The sequence below is a fragment of the Acidobacteriota bacterium genome, assembly GCA_039028635.1.
Classification (GTDB): domain Bacteria; phylum Acidobacteriota; class Thermoanaerobaculia; order Multivoradales; family JBCCEF01; genus JBCCEF01.
In genome coordinates this window covers 1-15187 of record JBCCHV010000023.1, presented here as the reverse complement: position 1 = coordinate 15187, position 15187 = coordinate 1, and the positions used below count along the sequence as shown (strand labels likewise).

General features: G+C 66.3%; 17 protein-coding genes, 2 tRNA genes and 1 other RNA gene. 13 read left to right on the top strand and 7 right to left on the bottom strand.

The features are described from left to right. Positions 1 to 66 precede the first annotated feature (66 nt). The 6 genes from AAF604_11160 to ffs form a co-directional block, all read right to left on the bottom strand. Positions 67 to 636, bottom strand: a complete 570-nt coding sequence (locus AAF604_11160; GenBank protein ID MEM7050210.1) for an ATP-binding protein — start codon at positions 634 to 636, stop codon at positions 67 to 69. Between the two features lie 9 nt (positions 637 to 645). Further along, complete coding sequence (locus AAF604_11155) at positions 646 to 1938, bottom strand: aminotransferase class III-fold pyridoxal phosphate-dependent enzyme (protein ID MEM7050209.1); 1293 nt, start codon at positions 1936 to 1938, stop codon at positions 646 to 648. After that, positions 1935 to 2525, bottom strand: a complete 591-nt coding sequence (gene recR, locus AAF604_11150) for a recombination mediator RecR (GenBank protein MEM7050208.1) — start codon at positions 2523 to 2525, stop codon at positions 1935 to 1937. The genes AAF604_11155 and recR overlap by 4 nt, the downstream gene beginning before the upstream one ends. Before the next feature lie 186 nt (positions 2526 to 2711). Then, complete coding sequence (locus AAF604_11145; protein ID MEM7050207.1) at positions 2712 to 3008, bottom strand: YbaB/EbfC family nucleoid-associated protein; 297 nt, start codon at positions 3006 to 3008, stop codon at positions 2712 to 2714. Continuing rightward, positions 3005 to 4846 (bottom strand): DNA polymerase III subunit gamma/tau, encoded by a 1842-nt coding sequence (dnaX, locus tag AAF604_11140; GenBank protein ID MEM7050206.1) that lies wholly within the window; start codon positions 4844 to 4846, stop codon positions 3005 to 3007. Before dnaX ends, AAF604_11145 begins: the two co-directional genes overlap by 4 nt. A 43-nt stretch (positions 4847 to 4889) precedes the next feature. Then, positions 4890 to 4989: signal recognition particle sRNA small type (gene ffs / locus AAF604_11135), an RNA gene on the bottom strand. A 157-nt stretch (positions 4990 to 5146) separates the two neighbouring features. Here ffs and tadA point away from each other — a divergent pair. The 12 genes from tadA to AAF604_11075 all read left to right on the top strand — a co-directional run bounded on the left by tadA (position 5147) and on the right by AAF604_11075 (position 12318). After that, positions 5147 to 5602, top strand: a complete 456-nt coding sequence (gene tadA / locus AAF604_11130) for a tRNA adenosine(34) deaminase TadA (GenBank protein ID MEM7050205.1) — start codon at positions 5147 to 5149, stop codon at positions 5600 to 5602. A gap of 16 nt (positions 5603 to 5618) precedes the next feature. Next, positions 5619 to 5709: transfer RNA gene (locus AAF604_11125), tRNA-Ser, on the top strand. Positions 5710 to 5730: 21 nt separating this feature from the next. Continuing rightward, positions 5731 to 5820 (top strand) — tRNA-Ser (locus AAF604_11120). A gap of 136 nt (positions 5821 to 5956) precedes the next feature. Beyond that, positions 5957 to 6091 carry a 50S ribosomal protein L34 gene (rpmH, locus tag AAF604_11115; GenBank protein MEM7050204.1) on the top strand — a complete coding sequence of 45 codons (135 nt, stop codon included), beginning with the start codon at positions 5957 to 5959 and terminating at the stop codon, positions 6089 to 6091. 29 nt (positions 6092 to 6120) lie between these two features. Continuing rightward, positions 6121 to 6522: a ribonuclease P protein component gene (rnpA, locus tag AAF604_11110; protein MEM7050203.1), complete on the top strand. Its 402-nt coding sequence runs from the start codon at positions 6121 to 6123 to the stop codon at positions 6520 to 6522. After that, positions 6519 to 6716 (top strand): membrane protein insertion efficiency factor YidD, encoded by a 198-nt coding sequence (gene yidD, locus AAF604_11105; protein ID MEM7050202.1) that lies wholly within the window; start codon positions 6519 to 6521, stop codon positions 6714 to 6716. The genes rnpA and yidD overlap by 4 nt, the downstream gene beginning before the upstream one ends. Positions 6717 to 6880: 164 nt before the next feature. After that, positions 6881 to 8617 carry a membrane protein insertase YidC gene (gene yidC, locus AAF604_11100; GenBank protein MEM7050201.1) on the top strand — a complete coding sequence of 579 codons (1737 nt, stop codon included), beginning with the start codon at positions 6881 to 6883 and terminating at the stop codon, positions 8615 to 8617. Between the two features lie 12 nt (positions 8618 to 8629). Beyond that, positions 8630 to 9541, top strand: coding sequence for a R3H domain-containing nucleic acid-binding protein (locus AAF604_11095; protein MEM7050200.1), 912 nt, complete (start codon positions 8630 to 8632; stop codon positions 9539 to 9541). 99 nt (positions 9542 to 9640) lie between these two features. After that, entirely contained in the window at positions 9641 to 10339 is a 699-nt protein-coding gene (locus tag AAF604_11090; GenBank protein ID MEM7050199.1) for an RsmG family class I SAM-dependent methyltransferase, read from the top strand. Further along, positions 10293 to 11051, top strand: a complete 759-nt coding sequence (locus AAF604_11085; protein ID MEM7050198.1) for a ParA family protein — start codon at positions 10293 to 10295, stop codon at positions 11049 to 11051. Before AAF604_11090 ends, AAF604_11085 begins: the two co-directional genes overlap by 47 nt. Continuing rightward, positions 11048 to 11911 carry a ParB/RepB/Spo0J family partition protein gene (locus AAF604_11080; GenBank protein ID MEM7050197.1) on the top strand — a complete coding sequence of 288 codons (864 nt, stop codon included), beginning with the start codon at positions 11048 to 11050 and terminating at the stop codon, positions 11909 to 11911. Before AAF604_11085 ends, AAF604_11080 begins: the two co-directional genes overlap by 4 nt. Next, entirely contained in the window at positions 11908 to 12318 is a 411-nt protein-coding gene (locus AAF604_11075) for a polymer-forming cytoskeletal protein (protein MEM7050196.1), read from the top strand. Before AAF604_11080 ends, AAF604_11075 begins: the two co-directional genes overlap by 4 nt. A 43-nt stretch (positions 12319 to 12361) precedes the next feature. Here the strand turns inward: AAF604_11075 and AAF604_11070 are convergent, their stop codons facing one another. Then, complete coding sequence (locus AAF604_11070; GenBank protein ID MEM7050195.1) at positions 12362 to 14125, bottom strand: alkaline phosphatase family protein; 1764 nt, start codon at positions 14123 to 14125, stop codon at positions 12362 to 12364. 78 nt (positions 14126 to 14203) lie between these two features. Here AAF604_11070 and pyrF point away from each other — a divergent pair, with 78 nt between their 5' ends. Further along, positions 14204 to 14905, top strand: coding sequence for an orotidine-5'-phosphate decarboxylase (pyrF, locus tag AAF604_11065; protein ID MEM7050194.1), 702 nt, complete (start codon positions 14204 to 14206; stop codon positions 14903 to 14905). The last annotated feature ends 282 nt before the right edge of the window (positions 14906 to 15187 follow it).

Below are 15187 nucleotides of genomic sequence, written 5' to 3'. Positions count from 1 at the left end.
TATTCCTCTTCGTCAACAATCGAACGACCTGCGAAACAGCATCGGCGTGACGGCGCCCCGCCGAGCTTACAGCAAGCGCAGTTGCGGCGGCCGGAGTCGTTCGACGACTGCCGCCTCGACGTCATCGAGCCAGGCATCCCGGTTCGTCGGATCGAGCCGTAGGGGCTGGAGATCGGCTTCGGCCAGTACCTGATCGAGGCGCTGCTCGATGGCGCGCTGGAACGAGGGGTCCGAGGATCGAATACCGTCCGGGCTGGGCTCTTCGAGGATCGGAACGTGAACCAGCAGCTCGTAGGTCGAGATCCAGGAGTCGACCAGTTGGTCGAGACCTTCGCGGCGTCCGGCGGCGAGGTCGAGGTAGACGTAGTTGTCGAGCACGCTGCGGTCGCAGATCACCACCGGATAGCGGTAGGCGGCGGCGATCTCTTCGGCGATCTGGGTGTGCAGAATCCAGGCTTCCGAAGCCAGCGAGGTCTCCTCGTTGATCGGCATGGGGCAGCGGCGAGCGACTTCGTGGACCACCTCGAGAGAAAGGTCGCGCGCCTTGAGGCGGGCGGCGAGGCCATAACAGAGGGTGGTCTTGCCGACGCCGTGACTCCCGATGAAGGCGATCTTGAAGCGCTGGGAGTCGTCCATGGCGAGATCTTAGCGCGCCCTGGCGAGACTTTCGGTGAGCAGATCGAGGGCTGTCGCGAGCTGTCGTGGGGTGATCACCAGCGGTGGAGTGACCTGCACCACCCGGCCGTTGGCGCCGCCGGCGAGCACCAGCAAACCGCGAGCCCGGGCCCGTTCGGCCCAGCCGTAGGCGACCTCGGAGCTCTCGACTTCGGCGCCCCAGACGGCGCCGCGGCCGCGCACCTCGACGACGCCGAGGGCCTGCCATTCCGCCTCGCGAGAAGCGATGGCGGCAGCGATCTCCCGGGCCCGTCCCAGAAGGTCTTCCTGCTCGATCACCTCGAGACTGGCGAGAGCGGCGGCGCAAGCCAGGGGGTGAGCGACGAAGGTCGCCGTCTGCAGGGCTTCGCCGGGCGTCGACCAAACCCGCAGAAGCTCACGATCAGCGACCACCGCCGCCATCGGCAAGCCGCCTCCGAGGGCTTTGCCGCAGACCAGCAGGTCCGGCCGCGCGTCGTCGTGCTCGACGGCGAACCAGCGGCCGGTGCGACCGCAACCGGTGAAGATCTCGTCGGCGATGGTGAGCACGTCGCGCTGGCGGCAGAGCTCGACCACTTCGGCGATCCAGCCCGTCGGCGGCAGCAGAATGCCCTCACGGCCGGCGATGGGCTCGAACAGCAGGCTGCCGATATCCGGTCGCCGGTCGAGCAAGCGGGCGATCTCGGCCGGTGACGCCGCGAAGGGTAGGCGGTGAACGTGGGAGTGCAAGTAGGGCGTGAAGGGCTCGCGAAAGGCCGCTCGGGAGGTGGTGACGAGAGCTCCCAGGGTGAGGCCGTGGTAAGCCGGGTCGAAGGCGATGATGCCGGGTCGGCCGGTGGCGAGGTAGGCGGTCTTGAGGCCGATCTCGACGGCGTCGGAGCCGGAGATCGCGAAATGGACCGCGGCCTCGCCGTCGCCATGAACCGGAGCGCGGCGAGCCAGCGCTTCGGCCAGCCGAACCCGCGGCCGGTGGGCGTGGACGTCGCCCAGGCCGTGAATCAGCTTGCCGCTCTGGTTCAGCAGTGCTTGTTCGACCTTCGGATGGCGATGCCCGACGGCGGCGACGCCGAAGCCGGAGGTCAAGTCGAGATAACGGTTGCCGTCGACGTCGAGAACGTTCGAGCCGCGCGCCTCTTCCCACAGGATGGTTTCACCGTCCGCCCCAACGGTATTGATGCCGGGAGCTTCGTAGGTCGCCAGCCGGCGACAGAGCTGCCGGGCCCGCGGCCCCGGCGGCGGCGTGACGATCTCCGGCAGCGCATCGCCGGGGGGGAGCTGGCTCAAAGCTCGCGACGGCCCGCCAGGGAGCGGGCGAGGGTCACCTGGTCGGTGTACTCGATGTCGCCTCCGACGGGCATGCCGAAGGCCAGGCGGGTCACCTGCACGCCGCGCGCCTTGAGCAGGCGGGCGAGGTAGAGGGCGGTGGCTTCGCCTTCGACGTTGGGATTGGTCGCCAGGATCACCTCTTCCACCCCCTCGAGCCGCTCGAGAAGATCGCCGATGGTGAGCTGGTCGGGTCCGATGCCGCGATGGGGGCGCAGCGCTCCAAGCAGCACATGGTAGTGACCGGCGAACTCTCCGGTGCGCTCGATGGGCTCGATGTTGAAAGGCTCTTCGACGACGCAGAGGCGCTGCCGGTCGCGGCCCGGATCAGCGCAGCGGGTGCAAGGATCGACAGCGGTGATGGCGTGGCAGGTGGAGCAGTGGAAGAGCTTTTCCTTGACGTCGACCACCGCCGCGGCCAAGGCCCGCGCGTCGCCTTCGGGGGCGCGAAGGAGGTGATGGGCGATGCGGGTGGCGGTTTTCGAGCCGATGCTCGGCAGGCGGGAAAGCTCGTTGACCAGACGAGCCAGCGGGTCCGGCTTGGCCAAGGTGGGCCGGCCCTACCTTCTCACCAGATCTTCAGGCGAAAGGCGGTAGGTGATTGAAAATGCAAGGCATCCGACGGCGCAGCGCCGCTGCCGTACTCGCCGTACTGCGAGAAGCGGAGACGACGGATAACGCAGCAGATTCGAGGACATACGGCCTTGCAGCGGAGGTCTGGTGAGACGGTAGGGCTAGAAAATTCCTGGCAGGCTGGCGGCCATCGAGCCCATCTTGCCCTGCATGGTCTCGTCGACCTTGCGGGCGGCCTCGTTGACGGCGGCTTTGATCAGGTCTTCGAGCATGCCGACGTCTTCGGGATCGACCACTTCAGCATCGATCTTCACCGACACCAGGAGCTTGTGACCGTTCATCTCGACGGTCACCATACCGCCTCCAACGCTCGCCTCGACCACCGTTTCGGCGAGCTCTCGCTGGAGCTTCTCCTGCATCTGCTGGGCCTGCTTCATCAACTGCCGAATGCTGCTCATGACTCCTCCCTGGGCCGATTCTCGAGCTCTTCGACCTCTTCCACTTTACCTTGAAACAGGTCGAGGACGATCTGGACGGCGGGGTTGGCTTCGACCTCGTCTTGGGCCTCGGCGGTCGCTTTCGCCACCTCTTCCGGCGGCGTCTCGACGGCGTCGCCCTCGGCCAGCCTCCACGGCATGGCTACGCCCCAGGCGGCGGCGATGGATTCTTCCAGGATCTTGCGATTGCCCGGTCGCTCGAGGGTCTTGGTGAGGAAGGGATCACCAGGTGGCGAGTAGATGACGAGAACGTCGTCTTCCACTGCCAGCTTCTGAGCTTCCGAGAGGTGGGCCGCCAGCGGCTGACGACGCGCCCCGACGGCTTCGAGCAAAGCCGTCAGATTGCCGGCGCTCGACGAAGGTGTCGGATCCGGCGCCGGCTCATCCTTCGATGGCGCCGTTGGCGGGGCCTTCGGTGCTCTGGCCGCGGCCGCCGGATCGGGCAAGGACTCCGGTGGCGGTCCGCTGCTCAGCTCTGGCGGCGCTTCCTCGTCGCCGTGCGGCGGCGGCGGTTCGGGAGGCGGCTCGGGCTGTCGAGCAGGGGGTCTCTGTGCCTTTCTGGTGGCGGACGGCTTTTCAGGAGACTTTTCTCTCGAGCGGGTTGGCTCGCGCCGCGTTGGTTCACGCCGTGCTGGCGTTGGGGCGGTCGCGGTCGCTGCTCCTGCCGGCGCCGCGGTCTCGGCCACCGGCCGGCCGGCGATGAGATCCTCGAGAAGCATCAGCTTGGGCAGCTCGGCGGCCCGCAGCCAGGCGATCTCGAGGGCCAGGAAGGGCACCTCGCTGCGGCGCAGCACGGTCTCACTCGCCAGCAGGTGGTGAATCAGGCGTAGCAGGTTCTCGTAACCGATTTCCTGGGCCAGGCTCCCGATGCGCTCGATCTCGTCGGCGGTGCGGTCGACCTTGCCCTTCATCGCCAAATGGAGCGCGTCGCGACAGAAGGCGAGGAACTGGGCGAAGGCGTGGCGCGGATCCCAGCCGTCCTCTTCCAGGCGCTCCACGGCCTGACGGATCTGGTTGCCGTCGCCATGAGCGATGGCGCGCAGCAGCTCTTCCTGGAGCGGTGAGTCGAGGCCCCCGATCAGCCGTGCCGCTTCGTCGTCGTCGATCGCTCCCGAGCCGAAGGTCGCCATTTGATCGAGCAGGGCGACGGAATCGCGCACGCTGCCTTCGCCGGCTCGGGCGATCAGTCGGAGAGCCGTCGGACTGGCGGTGATCTCTTCCGCTTGGCAGATATTGGCCAGGTGATCCGCCAGCTCGCCGATGGGTACGCGTCGGAAGCGGTACTCCTGACAACGCGACAGGATGGTCGCGGGCACGGCGTCGACTTCGGTGGTGGCGAAGACGAAGACCAGGTGGGCCGGCGGCTCTTCGACGATCTTGAGGAGGGCGTCGAAGGCTTGCCGGGACAGGCGGTGGATCTCGTCGAGGACGGCGACCTTGTAGCGATCCCTTGCCGGGGCGTACTTGAGGCTCTCGGTGAGATCGCGCACCTGCTCGACCTTGGAGTAGGTGGCGGCATCGACCTCGATGACGTCGAGGTCGGCGCCGGAAGTGATCTCCTGACAGATGGAGCACTCGTTGCAGGGCTCCGCCGTCGGGCCTTGCTCGCAGTTGAGGGCCTTGGCGAGGAGGCGCGCCGCGGTGGTCTTGCCGACGCCGCGAATCCCCGAAAAGAGATAGGCCTGGGCGATACGTCCGTCGGTTAGACCGTTCTGGAGCGCCTGGACGATCGGTCCTTGCCCGATGAGCTCAGAGAACCGTTGCGGGCGCCACTTGCGAGCGAGGACCTGATAGGTCATGGGCCTTTGGGGTTTCGGTGGTTGGGTCGGCGTCGGCCGACGAAGGGTTCCGGCGAATCTGCGGCACTCGACCGGGTCCCCTTATCGCTGCTCCCTTCCGGGCCTGACGAGGTTCGGAGCTGGCCGATGCACAGGACCCGAACCCTTCGTCGGCCGGCGCCGGAAACCTCATGGTAAGGCCAGCCGCCGGCGAAGTAAAGGTGCGAAGCCGTTGGACATGGGTGTTTACCGCTCGCGGGGCTCTGTGTATGATAGGCGGCCCTGCGTATCGCCGGGGGAAGTGTGTCTCGTGCGAGCGACATGATGACCGACGATCTCCGCTGGATGGCCGAAGCTCTGGCCGAGGCCCGCCGCGGAGCGCAAGTCGGGGAAGTCCCCGTCGGCGCGGTGATCGTGAGGAACGGCGAGGTCTTGGCGCGGGCCCACAACCGGCGCGAGACCGACGGCGATCCATTGGCTCACGCCGAGATTTTGGCGATTCGGCAGGCGGCGTCGCAGATCGAGGGTTGGCGCCTGGTGGGTTGCGAGTTGTTCGTCACCCTCGAGCCCTGCGCCATGTGCGCTGGTGCTCTGGTCAACGCTCGGTTGGACCGCCTGGTCTTCGGGGCATCCGATCCCAAGGCGGGCTGGTGTGGAAGCTTGGGCGATCTGGTGCGGGATCCGCGCCTCAATCATCGCCTGGAGGTGACCGCGGGAGTCCTCGCAGAGGAATGCTCGAAGGAGCTCAAGAGCTTCTTTGCCGCGTTGCGGCGTTAGTTCTTTGAAGGACAGGGGAGAGGTGTCCGAGTGGCTTAAGGAGCACGCTTGGAAAGCGTGTGTAGGGTAACCCCCTACCGTGGGTTCGAATCCCACCCTCTCCGCCAACTTCGTCGGTGCTTTTCCGAGGAGAGGTGCCAGAGTGGTCGAATGGGGCGGTCTCGAAAACCGTTGACCGGGCAACCGGTCCGTGGGTTCGAATCCCACCCTCTCCGCCATCCCCGACGAAGTCGACTGCGAGATCGTCGGGCCGAATCGAACCCCATCGGGAGCGACGCCGGCCCGCTTTGAATTGAAAGCGTCCGTTCGACGGTGCAGACCGCCGACGGGCGAGAAGAGAAGAGGAAGGGAACCGTGAAGAGAACTTTTCAACCGAACAACCTGCGCCGTAAGCGGCGCCATGGTTTCCGGCTCCGCATGCGGACCCGGAACGGCCGAGCGATCATCTCGAACCGGCGCCGCAAGGGCCGCAAGCGTCTCTCCGCCTGAGCCTGTCCAAGAGCGGCCAGCGGGGAGAGGTGCGGCCGGCTGAGGTGCGGCCGGTCGGGGTGCGGCCAGCCGAGGCGTTGCCGGCCGCCGAGCGCCTGAAGCGTCGGCCGGATTTTCTGCGCTGCTACCGCCGAGGTCGCCGCTTTCACGGAGACCAGGCGATTCTCTATGCGGTTTCCAATGACCTCGGTCACCCGAGGCTCGGCATCACCGCCAGCCGCAAGGTGGGCAAAGCGGTTGTACGGCAGCGGATCAAGCGACGTATTCGGGAGATCTATCGGCGATGGCATCGGCGCAGCAGCCTTCCGGCGGTGGACCTGGTGGTTCACCTCAAGGCGGGCGTCGGTCCGGTGGAGTTTCATCGCCTGCGGGGAGAGCTCCAGGGACTGATGCGTCGGGTGATTCGAAAACCTCCCCCCTCGTCCGCGTGACGGTCTTCTTCCTCGACTCCTACAAACGATGGCTGTCTCCGCTCCTGCCGAGGGCTTGTCGGTTTTCGCCGACCTGTTCGGAATACGCTCGGCTGGCCTTCATCGACCATGGCTTCTTGGGCGGAAGCTGGAGAACCGTGGCGCGGGTAATGCGCTGTAATCCCTTCCATCCCGGGGGTATCGACCTGCCGTAGCCAGAAATCCGACCAGCCTTCCAGCATGACGAGCTGCAGCACCTGGCGGTTCCAATGCGAAGGAGCCGAGAGACTCCCCGTGATTTGCGGGAATGGCGCTCGCAGCGCCGCCGTAGCTCTCGGCAGAGTGGCCGCGAGACGATTCAGAAAGGACAGAAAGAGCCTTGGATATCCGGCGACTGTTACTCGCCTTCGTGTTGTCGTTGGGGATTTTGCTTACCTGGAATTACTTCTTCCCGGTTCAGCCCGTGCGGCCTCCCGGCGACGAGATCCAGCCCGTGCCAGCGGTCGAAGAGGCATTGCCGGTGGAAGCGGCGCTGGACGAGTCCGAGGTCCCGGAGGTGGCGGAGGGTGCGGCGACCGAGTCCGAGGAAGAGGCGCGCCTGGGCGCGACCGCCGAGGAGCGCGTGGTGGTCGACACGGAACGCTTCCGAGCCGAGCTCAGCAACCGCGGAGCCGTGCTGCTGTCGTTCCGCCTCAAGAACCACCGCACCGCCGAAGGGGACGACGTCGACCTGGTGCGCTTCCGCCAGGGTGGCCTCCAGCCCTTCGCGCTGGTGGCCGGAGGTAGCGCCAGTCCGCTCGAGCTCAACCGGGCTCTGTTCGAGGTCGAAGACCTGGACGGCGAGGGCGAGCGGCAGGTCGTCTTTCGCTATCGCGGCCCCCTCGGGGCGGCGGAGAAGAGCTTCCACTTCCGCCGCGACGGTTTCCTCGAGACCAAGATCGAGGTCGAGCGGCCGCAGGACTGGAACCTCTGGCTTGGTCCCGGCTTGCGCAACCCGACCCTCGACGAGCTCGACAATCGCTTCGGCCAGGAGCGTGGCGGGGTTTATCGCCTGGGCGGCGACATGGAGCGGGTGGAGGCCAAGAAGGGCTTCGAGCCGGAGGTCCTGCCGGGCACCGGCATGACCTGGGTGGGTCTCGAGGACCACTACTTCTTGACCGCGTCGATTCCGTCGCCGGCGACGCCGCTGCGCGGAGTCGTCTTCGAGCCGCTGTTCGTGTTGCCCGGTGCGGATGGTCGATGGAGCTTCGAGGCGGTACCGCCGAAGGATGCGCTGACCAAGGAACAGAAGGACCTGCAAACCGACTACGCGCTCCTGCTGCAGCCGACCTCGGATCGGATCGAGCTCGAGAACTACTGGGGCGCCAAGGATATTCGCCGCCTCAGCAAGCTGCCCTACGGTCTCGACGAGACCATCACCTTGGGGATTTTCGGGTTCTTCGCCCGCTTGCTGTTCGCGGGCTTGATGTGGATTTACGAGAACGTGGTGCCCAACTACGGTTGGTCGATCGTTCTGCTGACCACGGCGATCAAGATCGTGTTGGCGCCGCTGACCCACAAGAGCTACAAGTCGGCGCGTCGCATGCAGGAGCTGTCGCCGAAGATGCAGGCGATCCGGTCGCGCTATCGCCCCAAGCTGAAGGACAAGCAGGGCCGCCCCAACATGGAGGCCCAGCGCAAGATGAACGAGGAGATCATGGCCCTCTACAAGAGCGAGGGCGTGAATCCGGCCGGCGGTTGTCTGCCGATGCTGTTGCAGCTTCCGGTGTTGTTCGCCTTCTACCGCCTCCTCGGAGCGGCGGTGGAGTTGCGCAATGCGCCCTGGCTGGGCTGGATCAAGGATCTCTCGGTGGCCGACCCCTACTATGCGTTGCCCTTGATCATGGGAGGAACGCAGTTCCTTCAGCAGCGCATGACGCCGATGGGTGGCGACCCCATGCAGCGTCGAATCTTCCAGCTGATGCCGGTGTTCATGACCTTCCTGTTCCTCAATTTCCCCAGCGGTCTGGTCCTCTACTGGTTGACCAACAACGTGCTGACGATCGCGCAGCAAGGGGCATACAATTGGTTCAAAGAGCGCGGAACGGACAAGGCCAAGGCCGCCAAGAAAGGATGAGGTTTCGTCACTATGGGCCAGAAACAGTACTTTTCCGGTAACAACCTGCGGCAGGCGGTCCTGGCCGCGGCGGCGCAACTCGACGTCGACGCGGATCAGTTGGCCTTCGAAGAGGTCGAGAAGAAGGGCGGCAAACTCAAGGGACGCCGGCGGGTGGTGATCGTGGTCGACGGCGACAACCCCGTAAGCGGAGTGGAGGCCGCGGCTGCGGAGCCAGATGCTCCGCCGGCCGCGGAGCCGATCGCCGAAGCTGTCGTCCCGGCGGAAGCCGAGGTCGCTCCAGAAGAGCCGGCCGCGGTCGAGGTGGCTCCGGAAGCTACCGCCGAAGCGGCCGCGACAGAAGAACCGATGACGGTTGCCGAGGAAACCCCGGCCGCGGCTCCGCCCGCCGCCGAGGAGCCTGCGACGTCGCAGGCGAGCGCCGCCCCAGCCGATCCCGAACCCCCTGCCGCCGACGAGGAAGGAGAAGAGGCCTCGGGAAGGCTGGCGAAGGCCGCTGACCATGCCTTGACCCCGATTCTGGACGTGGCGGGTCTGGAGGTCGAGATCGCCATCTTCCAGGAGCGAGACCGGCTCGAGATCGACCTCTCGGGTCGCGATGAAGATCTTCTTCTGGCCGAGAAGGGCGAGCTCCTCCTGTCGATCGAGCACCTGCTGCCGCGGGTGATTCGCGGCGTGGCGGGAGAAACGACCGCGGTGCGGGTGGATTGTGCCAACTTCCACAGCGCTCGCGAGGACGAGCTCCGGTCGATGGCGTTGCGCCTGGCCGATGAGGTCCGAGAGTCGGGGCGGCCCCGCAGTACGCCCCCGCTGGGCCCGGGCGACCGTCGAGTCGTTCACCTGGCCGTGGTCGACGACGAAGATGTCTCGACGGCCAGCGAAGGGTCGGGGTTCCACAAGAAAGTGAAGATCCGACCGGCCTGAGGTCGACCCGATGAGGCGCCCGCCCAGCCGGGCGCGACGAATCTTCCAGGGCGAGGTGTTTCACGTGAAACATCTCGCCTTTGTTGTTTCACGTGAAACATGACCCAGCTTCCAGAGATCAGTCGACAGGAAATCCGTCGGGGCCTCGACACCTTGCTGGCGGACCCTCTGTCGGACGATGCTCTCGATCGTCTCCATGGCCACTATCAGGAGCTTCGTCGCTGGAGTCCGCGCCTGGCCTTGATCGGCCCCGGCACCCGACATGAAATCCTTGCCCGGCACTACGGCGAGGCGCTCGCCGCTTTGCCTCTGATCACGTCCGGGGGTGTCTTGGTGGATGTCGGCAGCGGTGCCGGTTTTCCCGGCTTCGTGCTCGCCTGCGTCCGCTCCGACCTGCGTTTGACGCTGATCGAAGCCCGCGGTCGAAAGTGCGCATTCTTGCAGGCCGCCGCCCGTCGGGCCGCTTTGCCCTGTCAATGCCTCAATGCTAGAGTCGGCGACCCGCTGCCCGAGGGAGTTCCGGAGAGGGTGGCCTACTATTCGGTGCGGGCGCTGCGGTTGCCCCCCAAAACCCTCTCCGCCATGGCCCACCGCCTGCGAGACGAAGGACGTTTCTTGTTCTGGGCCGGAGCCGAGGATCCCGAGCTGCCGGTGGGGTTTCGGGTTCGACGGCAGGTGCCGATCCCGGGTAGTAAGCATCGGCGGGTTCTCGAAGTCGAAGCGCCACCAGCGAACGGAGATCTTCAAAGGGATGAGCAGGATTCTGGCTATCGCCAATCAGAAGGGCGGGGTCGGTAAGACCACCACCGCGATCAACCTCAGCGCGGCCCTCGGGGCACTCGAGAAGAAGATCCTCCTGGTCGACTGCGACCCTCAGGGCAACGCCACCCGCGGTCTCGGCGCCGACGCCACGCCACCGCACCTTTACCATGCTCTGTCCGGCGAGGCGTCGATGGCCGACGTGATTCGTCCTTCGGGGTTTCCGAATCTCGACCTCGTGCCGACCGACCGGGATTTGGTGGGGGTCGAGGTCGAGTTCGTCGACGAGGAAGGCTGGCAGGGCCGTCTCAGGGACGCTTTGGCTCCGATCGCGGACCGGTACCACATGGTTTTCCTCGACTGCCCGCCGTCCCTTGGTCACCTCACGGTCAGCGCCCTCGCCGCAGCAGACCAGGTCTTGGTGCCTCTACAGTGCGAGTACTTCGCCCTCGAAGGGGTCAGCGAGCTGGTCTCGACGGTGCAGCGGATCGGTGGAGGACTGAATCCCGGGCTCAAGATCGATGGAGTCCTGCTCACCATGTACGACGATCGAACCAACCTTTCCCGTGACGTCGCCGACGAGATTCGACGTCACTTTCCGCAGGCCGTCTTCGACTCCGTGGTGCCGCGCAACATCCGTCTGGCCGAGGCTCCAAGCCACGGTGTGCCGATCTTCCAGTACGACATCCGCTGTCGTGGCGCCGAGGCCTACCTCGCCGTGGCGCGAGAATTTCTCCGGCGGGTGGCATGAGCGCGGCACGCAAGAAAGGTCTCGGGCGTGGTCTCGACTCGTTGATCCAAAGCGCTCCGCCGGCCGAAACGGGAGTCCGTAAGCTCCCGGTCGGGATGCTGCATCCCAACCGTCATCAGCCGCGCACGCAGTTCGACGAGTCCGGTCTCGAAGAGCTCGCCGAGTCGATCCGATCCCAAGGCCTGATTCAGCCGATCATCGTCACCGCCCGGGCGGAGGGCGAGTACACCATCGTCGCCGGCGAACGTCGCTGGCGCGCGGCGCAGCGCGCCGGCCTCGATGTCGTGCCGACGGTGGTGCGGGAGATCTCCGGCGATCAAGAGCTTCTCGAAGTCGCCCTGGTGGAGAACATTCAGCGCTCGGACCTCAACCCGGTCGAAGAGGCCGAGGCCTACCGCACCTTGCAGGACAAGTTCTCGCTCTCGCAAGAAGCCCTGGCCTCGCGGGTTGGCAAGGCTCGAACCACGATCACCAACAGCCTGCGTCTGCTGCGCCTACCGGACGCCGTCACCGACCTGCTGCGCGACGGCAGCCTCTCCGCCGGCCAGGCCCGTCCGTTGCTGCGCCTCGAGGATGCGGACGAGCAGCAGCGGCTGGCCCAGCGGGCGGTCGCCGATGGACTGACGGCGCGCGACCTCGAGCGGCTGGTACGATCGCCGTCGAGCCCCCGCCAGGCGAAGCGGGGCCGTGAGGTGGAAGTCCACACCGCCGCCGCCGAAGAGACGCTTACCCAGCGCCTGCAGACCCGGGTCGAGATTCACCGGCGAGGCAAAGGGGGAACGCTGCGTCTTCACTTCCACACGGAAGAGGAGCTGATGCGGCTCTATGACCTGCTGATCTCGAAGGGAGAAGGCGAATGATCTTCAAGAACGACAGCTCTGCGAGCGATCTCAATGGCTTTCTCGATCGCGGCAGCCATATCGACGGTGAGCTGCGCTTCGAAGCTTCTTTCCGGGTCGATGGCAAGGTCACCGGAACGGTGAGCTCCGGAGGCACGCTGGTGGTCGGCGATTCTGGCGAAGTCGATGGCAAGACCGAAGTCGACCAGGTTTTCGTCTCCGGAGTGCTGCGAGGGGCGGTCAAGGCGCGGACCCGAATTCATATTGCCCCGGGCGGTCGGGTCTACGCTGATCTCGACACGCCAGCCCTGATCATCGAAGAGGGCGCCATCTTCGAAGGCCGCTGTTCCATGGAGCGGTCGCCGAAGAAGGATCCGGGCGAGAAGCAGGATGCTGGCCCGAAGCTGGTCAGCAAGGCCGCCGGATAGATTATAAAGTTTTGATTCTAAAGACTTTGATTCGTCTTTCACGTCAGCGAGGAAGGCTTCCCGAAGGAGCGACCAAGGTCTGGTAGGAAGGGACGAAGGTCAACGGGTTGCGCGCCAGAAAAGACGAGCGATCGAAGGCGTCCGTCAGGACTTGTCCATCGAGGTCGCGGGCCACCGGCAGGCCGAGGGCGTAGATCAGCGTCGGCACGACATCCACCAGATCTGCGCCGGTCAGCAAGGAACCGCCGCGAATGCCCTCTCCATAGAGCAGCAGGACGCCATCCGGTGAGCCGTTGAAGCTGCCCGCCACCAGGGGCTCCCGGCCGAGCTCCCGCCAAGCTCGCCCCCAGCCCGATGGGGAGCCGGAACCGTAGGCCGAAATCACCGCGAGAATTTTCGGAGAAGGTATTTTCTCCCACAGTTTGGCGATCACCTCGTCCGTGTAGCTGTAATAATTTTCCAACTGAAGCGCAGCCTCTTCGTAGGCGGGATCCTGCAGACCTTCGAGCCGAGCGGCGGCATAGCCACCGAAGAACAGCTCCGAGACCTCGGCCAAGCCGTCGAGGGTGAGGATCATGGCCTGGGGAGCCGGTTCGTCGTCGAGGACGAAGGCGCCGAGGGATTCTCGCCAGATGTCGCTCGCCAGCGAGCTCAGCACCCGCTCCTGAGCCACCGGCCCGAAGCGTGCCGCCAGGACCGGGTCGATCTCGTCCTCGCGCAGCCGGAAGATCCGCCCCCGTTCCGCCAGCTCCGGTGGCCGGGTCGTCGCTTCTTCCTCGCGGGGGTGGGTGAAGAAGCGATCGGACAGCACGAGCTGGGCGTCCTCACTCACCGGAGCGCTCGCGGGCCAAGCGATGACGGCGCTCGAGATTCCCAGCCGCGGCAGGATCTCCCACAGAGCCAGCACCTGGCGGTCGCGGCCGTCAGCGGCCCGCCGTGGTTGACCGAGGGTGCCCCAGTGGCGAAAGCCGAGCGCCGACGGCAGGATGCCGATGTGCGCTCCGGCCGCGATCTGTGGTGCTTCGTAGAGCCACGGCGAGACCAGGCCGTGGCGGTAGGGGTACTTGCCCGTCGCCAGCGTCGACCACAGCGGCAGGCGTTGGTTGGGAGTGAGTGAGGTCAGCCGGCCATAGGCGCCGTCGCGCAGGGCTTGCTCGAAGAAGGGTAGCTTGCCTTGGCCGGCGGAGGGCAGGACGGCGTCGAGGGTGGCGCCGTCGAGTCCCACCACCAGCAATCGCGGCCGCAGGGTGTCGGCGACCACCGAGGGCCGCGGCGTCGGCGGCGGGCTCGGACGAAAGGCCTCTCGTCGTTCGACGATGAAGTACACCGAGGCCAAGGCCAGAACCACATAGCCGAGGCGGCTCCGAATGCCATAGGGGCGGTTCTTCCAGGAGTGAATCAGGGCGGTGTAGAAGGCGATCAAGGCGGAGAGGGAGAGCAGGGCCGCGGCCTTGATCAGCCGAACGTTGATCCCCGGCGGCAGGAAAAAGGCGTACTGGGAGGCGTTGACCCAGCTCAGCACGGCCGAAAAAGCCAGCGCACCGGTGATCGCCCAGGGCAGCGCTCGACGAGCCCGGTGGCGCCGCCGCCAGAGGATCGGCACCGTCACCAGCAGGCTGGCGACCCCGATCAGCGCCCCATAGAGGAAGATGCCGCGGCTCACCGACGACGGGCCGAAGGGGAGCTCCGGATTGAGGAAGAAGATCAGTCCGGCGATCTGGGTTCCGGCGAGGACTCCGGGCACGAAGCCCAGCGCCAGGAGGTCGAGCCAGGGCGGAATCAGGGGAGCGGAGGGACGCGATTTCATGGTGCCGGGGCCATGGTAAAGTCCCGGGCCGACGAAGGCCAGGGCCCGCCACCGCGAGTCGCCGGCCGGTGGCGCGAGATGATGACCAGAGCTAGCGGAAACCTCGAACCCATTGCCGTCGCCCTCGACACGCCGGATTGGTCCCGGTTCGAAGAATGGTGCCGTCTGTTCGGTCCGCGGGTGGGGGTGCTCAAGGTGGGGCTCGAGGCCTTCGTGCGCTGGGGCCGGCCGGCGGTCGAAACCGCCCTGACCCACGGTCGGCGAGTCTTTCTCGACCTCAAGCTGCACGATATTCCGAACACCGTCGCCGGTGCCGTGGCCGCGGCCTCCGACCTCGGCGTCCACTACCTGACGATTCACGCCGGCGGCGGTTTCGAGATGATGCGACAGGCGAAGCAGGCCGCCGGGCCTGAGCTCCGGCTGCTGGCGGTCACTGTCCTGACCCACCTCGACGAACCGTCCCTCGAAGCCCTCGATCTGCCCGGCACCAGCTCCGAAAGGGCTCGGCGCTGGGCCGTTCTGGCGCAGCAGGCGGGGGCCGCCGGGGTGGTTTCGTCGGCCCTCGAAGTCGAAACCCTGCGCCGCCACCTGCCTGCGCCCTTCGAGCTGGTGACCCCGGGCATTCGTTGGCAGGGAACCGACGCCGGAGACCAGCGGCGGGTGGCGGGACCGCGACAAGCCCTCGACCGCGGCGCCGACCTGCTGGTCATCGGCCGCCCCCTGACCGCGGCCCCGGACCCCGGCCAAGCCTTAGCCGAGCTCGAGGCCTTGCTCGGCTGATCAGGTCAGTTCGGGCGAAAGGTGAAGCGCTCGACAGTGCGATCGATTCGGCCGTGCAGGCGACAGAAAGCCGCTTAGGACGGATCCGTCCTGGATCGAGGTACCTGGCCGTCGGTGAGGGTCAGATTCCTCGGCTCTCACCAGCAAGCAGCCGTGTGCTAGCAGGCTGCTGAAAAAGTCCGCTTCGCGACTTTTCCAGCGCTGCTAGCTGTTTTTTCCGAGAGGGGCTGCGCGCCCCTCTCCGGCCCAAGAAGCGCGGTTCTTGGGCCTCCTCTCCCGTCG

Bases quoted from the DNA above. Each gene is read 5' to 3' on its own strand.
- AAF604_11160 (MEM7050210.1), bottom strand. From the start codon at position 636: ATGGACGACTCCCAGCGCTTCAAGATCGCCTTCATCGGGAGTCACGGC.
- AAF604_11145 (MEM7050207.1), bottom strand. From the start codon at position 3,008: ATGAGCAGCATTCGGCAGTTGATGAAGCAGGCCCAGCAGATGCAGGAG.
- dnaX (MEM7050206.1), bottom strand. From the start codon at position 4,846: ATGACCTATCAGGTCCTCGCTCGCAAGTGGCGCCCGCAACGGTTCTCT.
- tadA (MEM7050205.1), top strand. From the start codon at position 5,147: ATGATGACCGACGATCTCCGCTGGATGGCCGAAGCTCTGGCCGAGGCC.
- AAF604_11095 (MEM7050200.1), top strand. From the start codon at position 8,630: ATGGGCCAGAAACAGTACTTTTCCGGTAACAACCTGCGGCAGGCGGTC.
- AAF604_11090 (MEM7050199.1), top strand. From the start codon at position 9,641: ATGACCCAGCTTCCAGAGATCAGTCGACAGGAAATCCGTCGGGGCCTC.
- AAF604_11085 (MEM7050198.1), top strand. From the start codon at position 10,293: ATGAGCAGGATTCTGGCTATCGCCAATCAGAAGGGCGGGGTCGGTAAG.
- AAF604_11080 (MEM7050197.1), top strand. From the start codon at position 11,048: ATGAGCGCGGCACGCAAGAAAGGTCTCGGGCGTGGTCTCGACTCGTTG.
- AAF604_11075 (MEM7050196.1), top strand. From the start codon at position 11,908: ATGATCTTCAAGAACGACAGCTCTGCGAGCGATCTCAATGGCTTTCTC.
- AAF604_11070 (MEM7050195.1), bottom strand. From the start codon at position 14,125: ATGAAATCGCGTCCCTCCGCTCCCCTGATTCCGCCCTGGCTCGACCTC.
- pyrF (MEM7050194.1), top strand. From the start codon at position 14,204: ATGATGACCAGAGCTAGCGGAAACCTCGAACCCATTGCCGTCGCCCTC.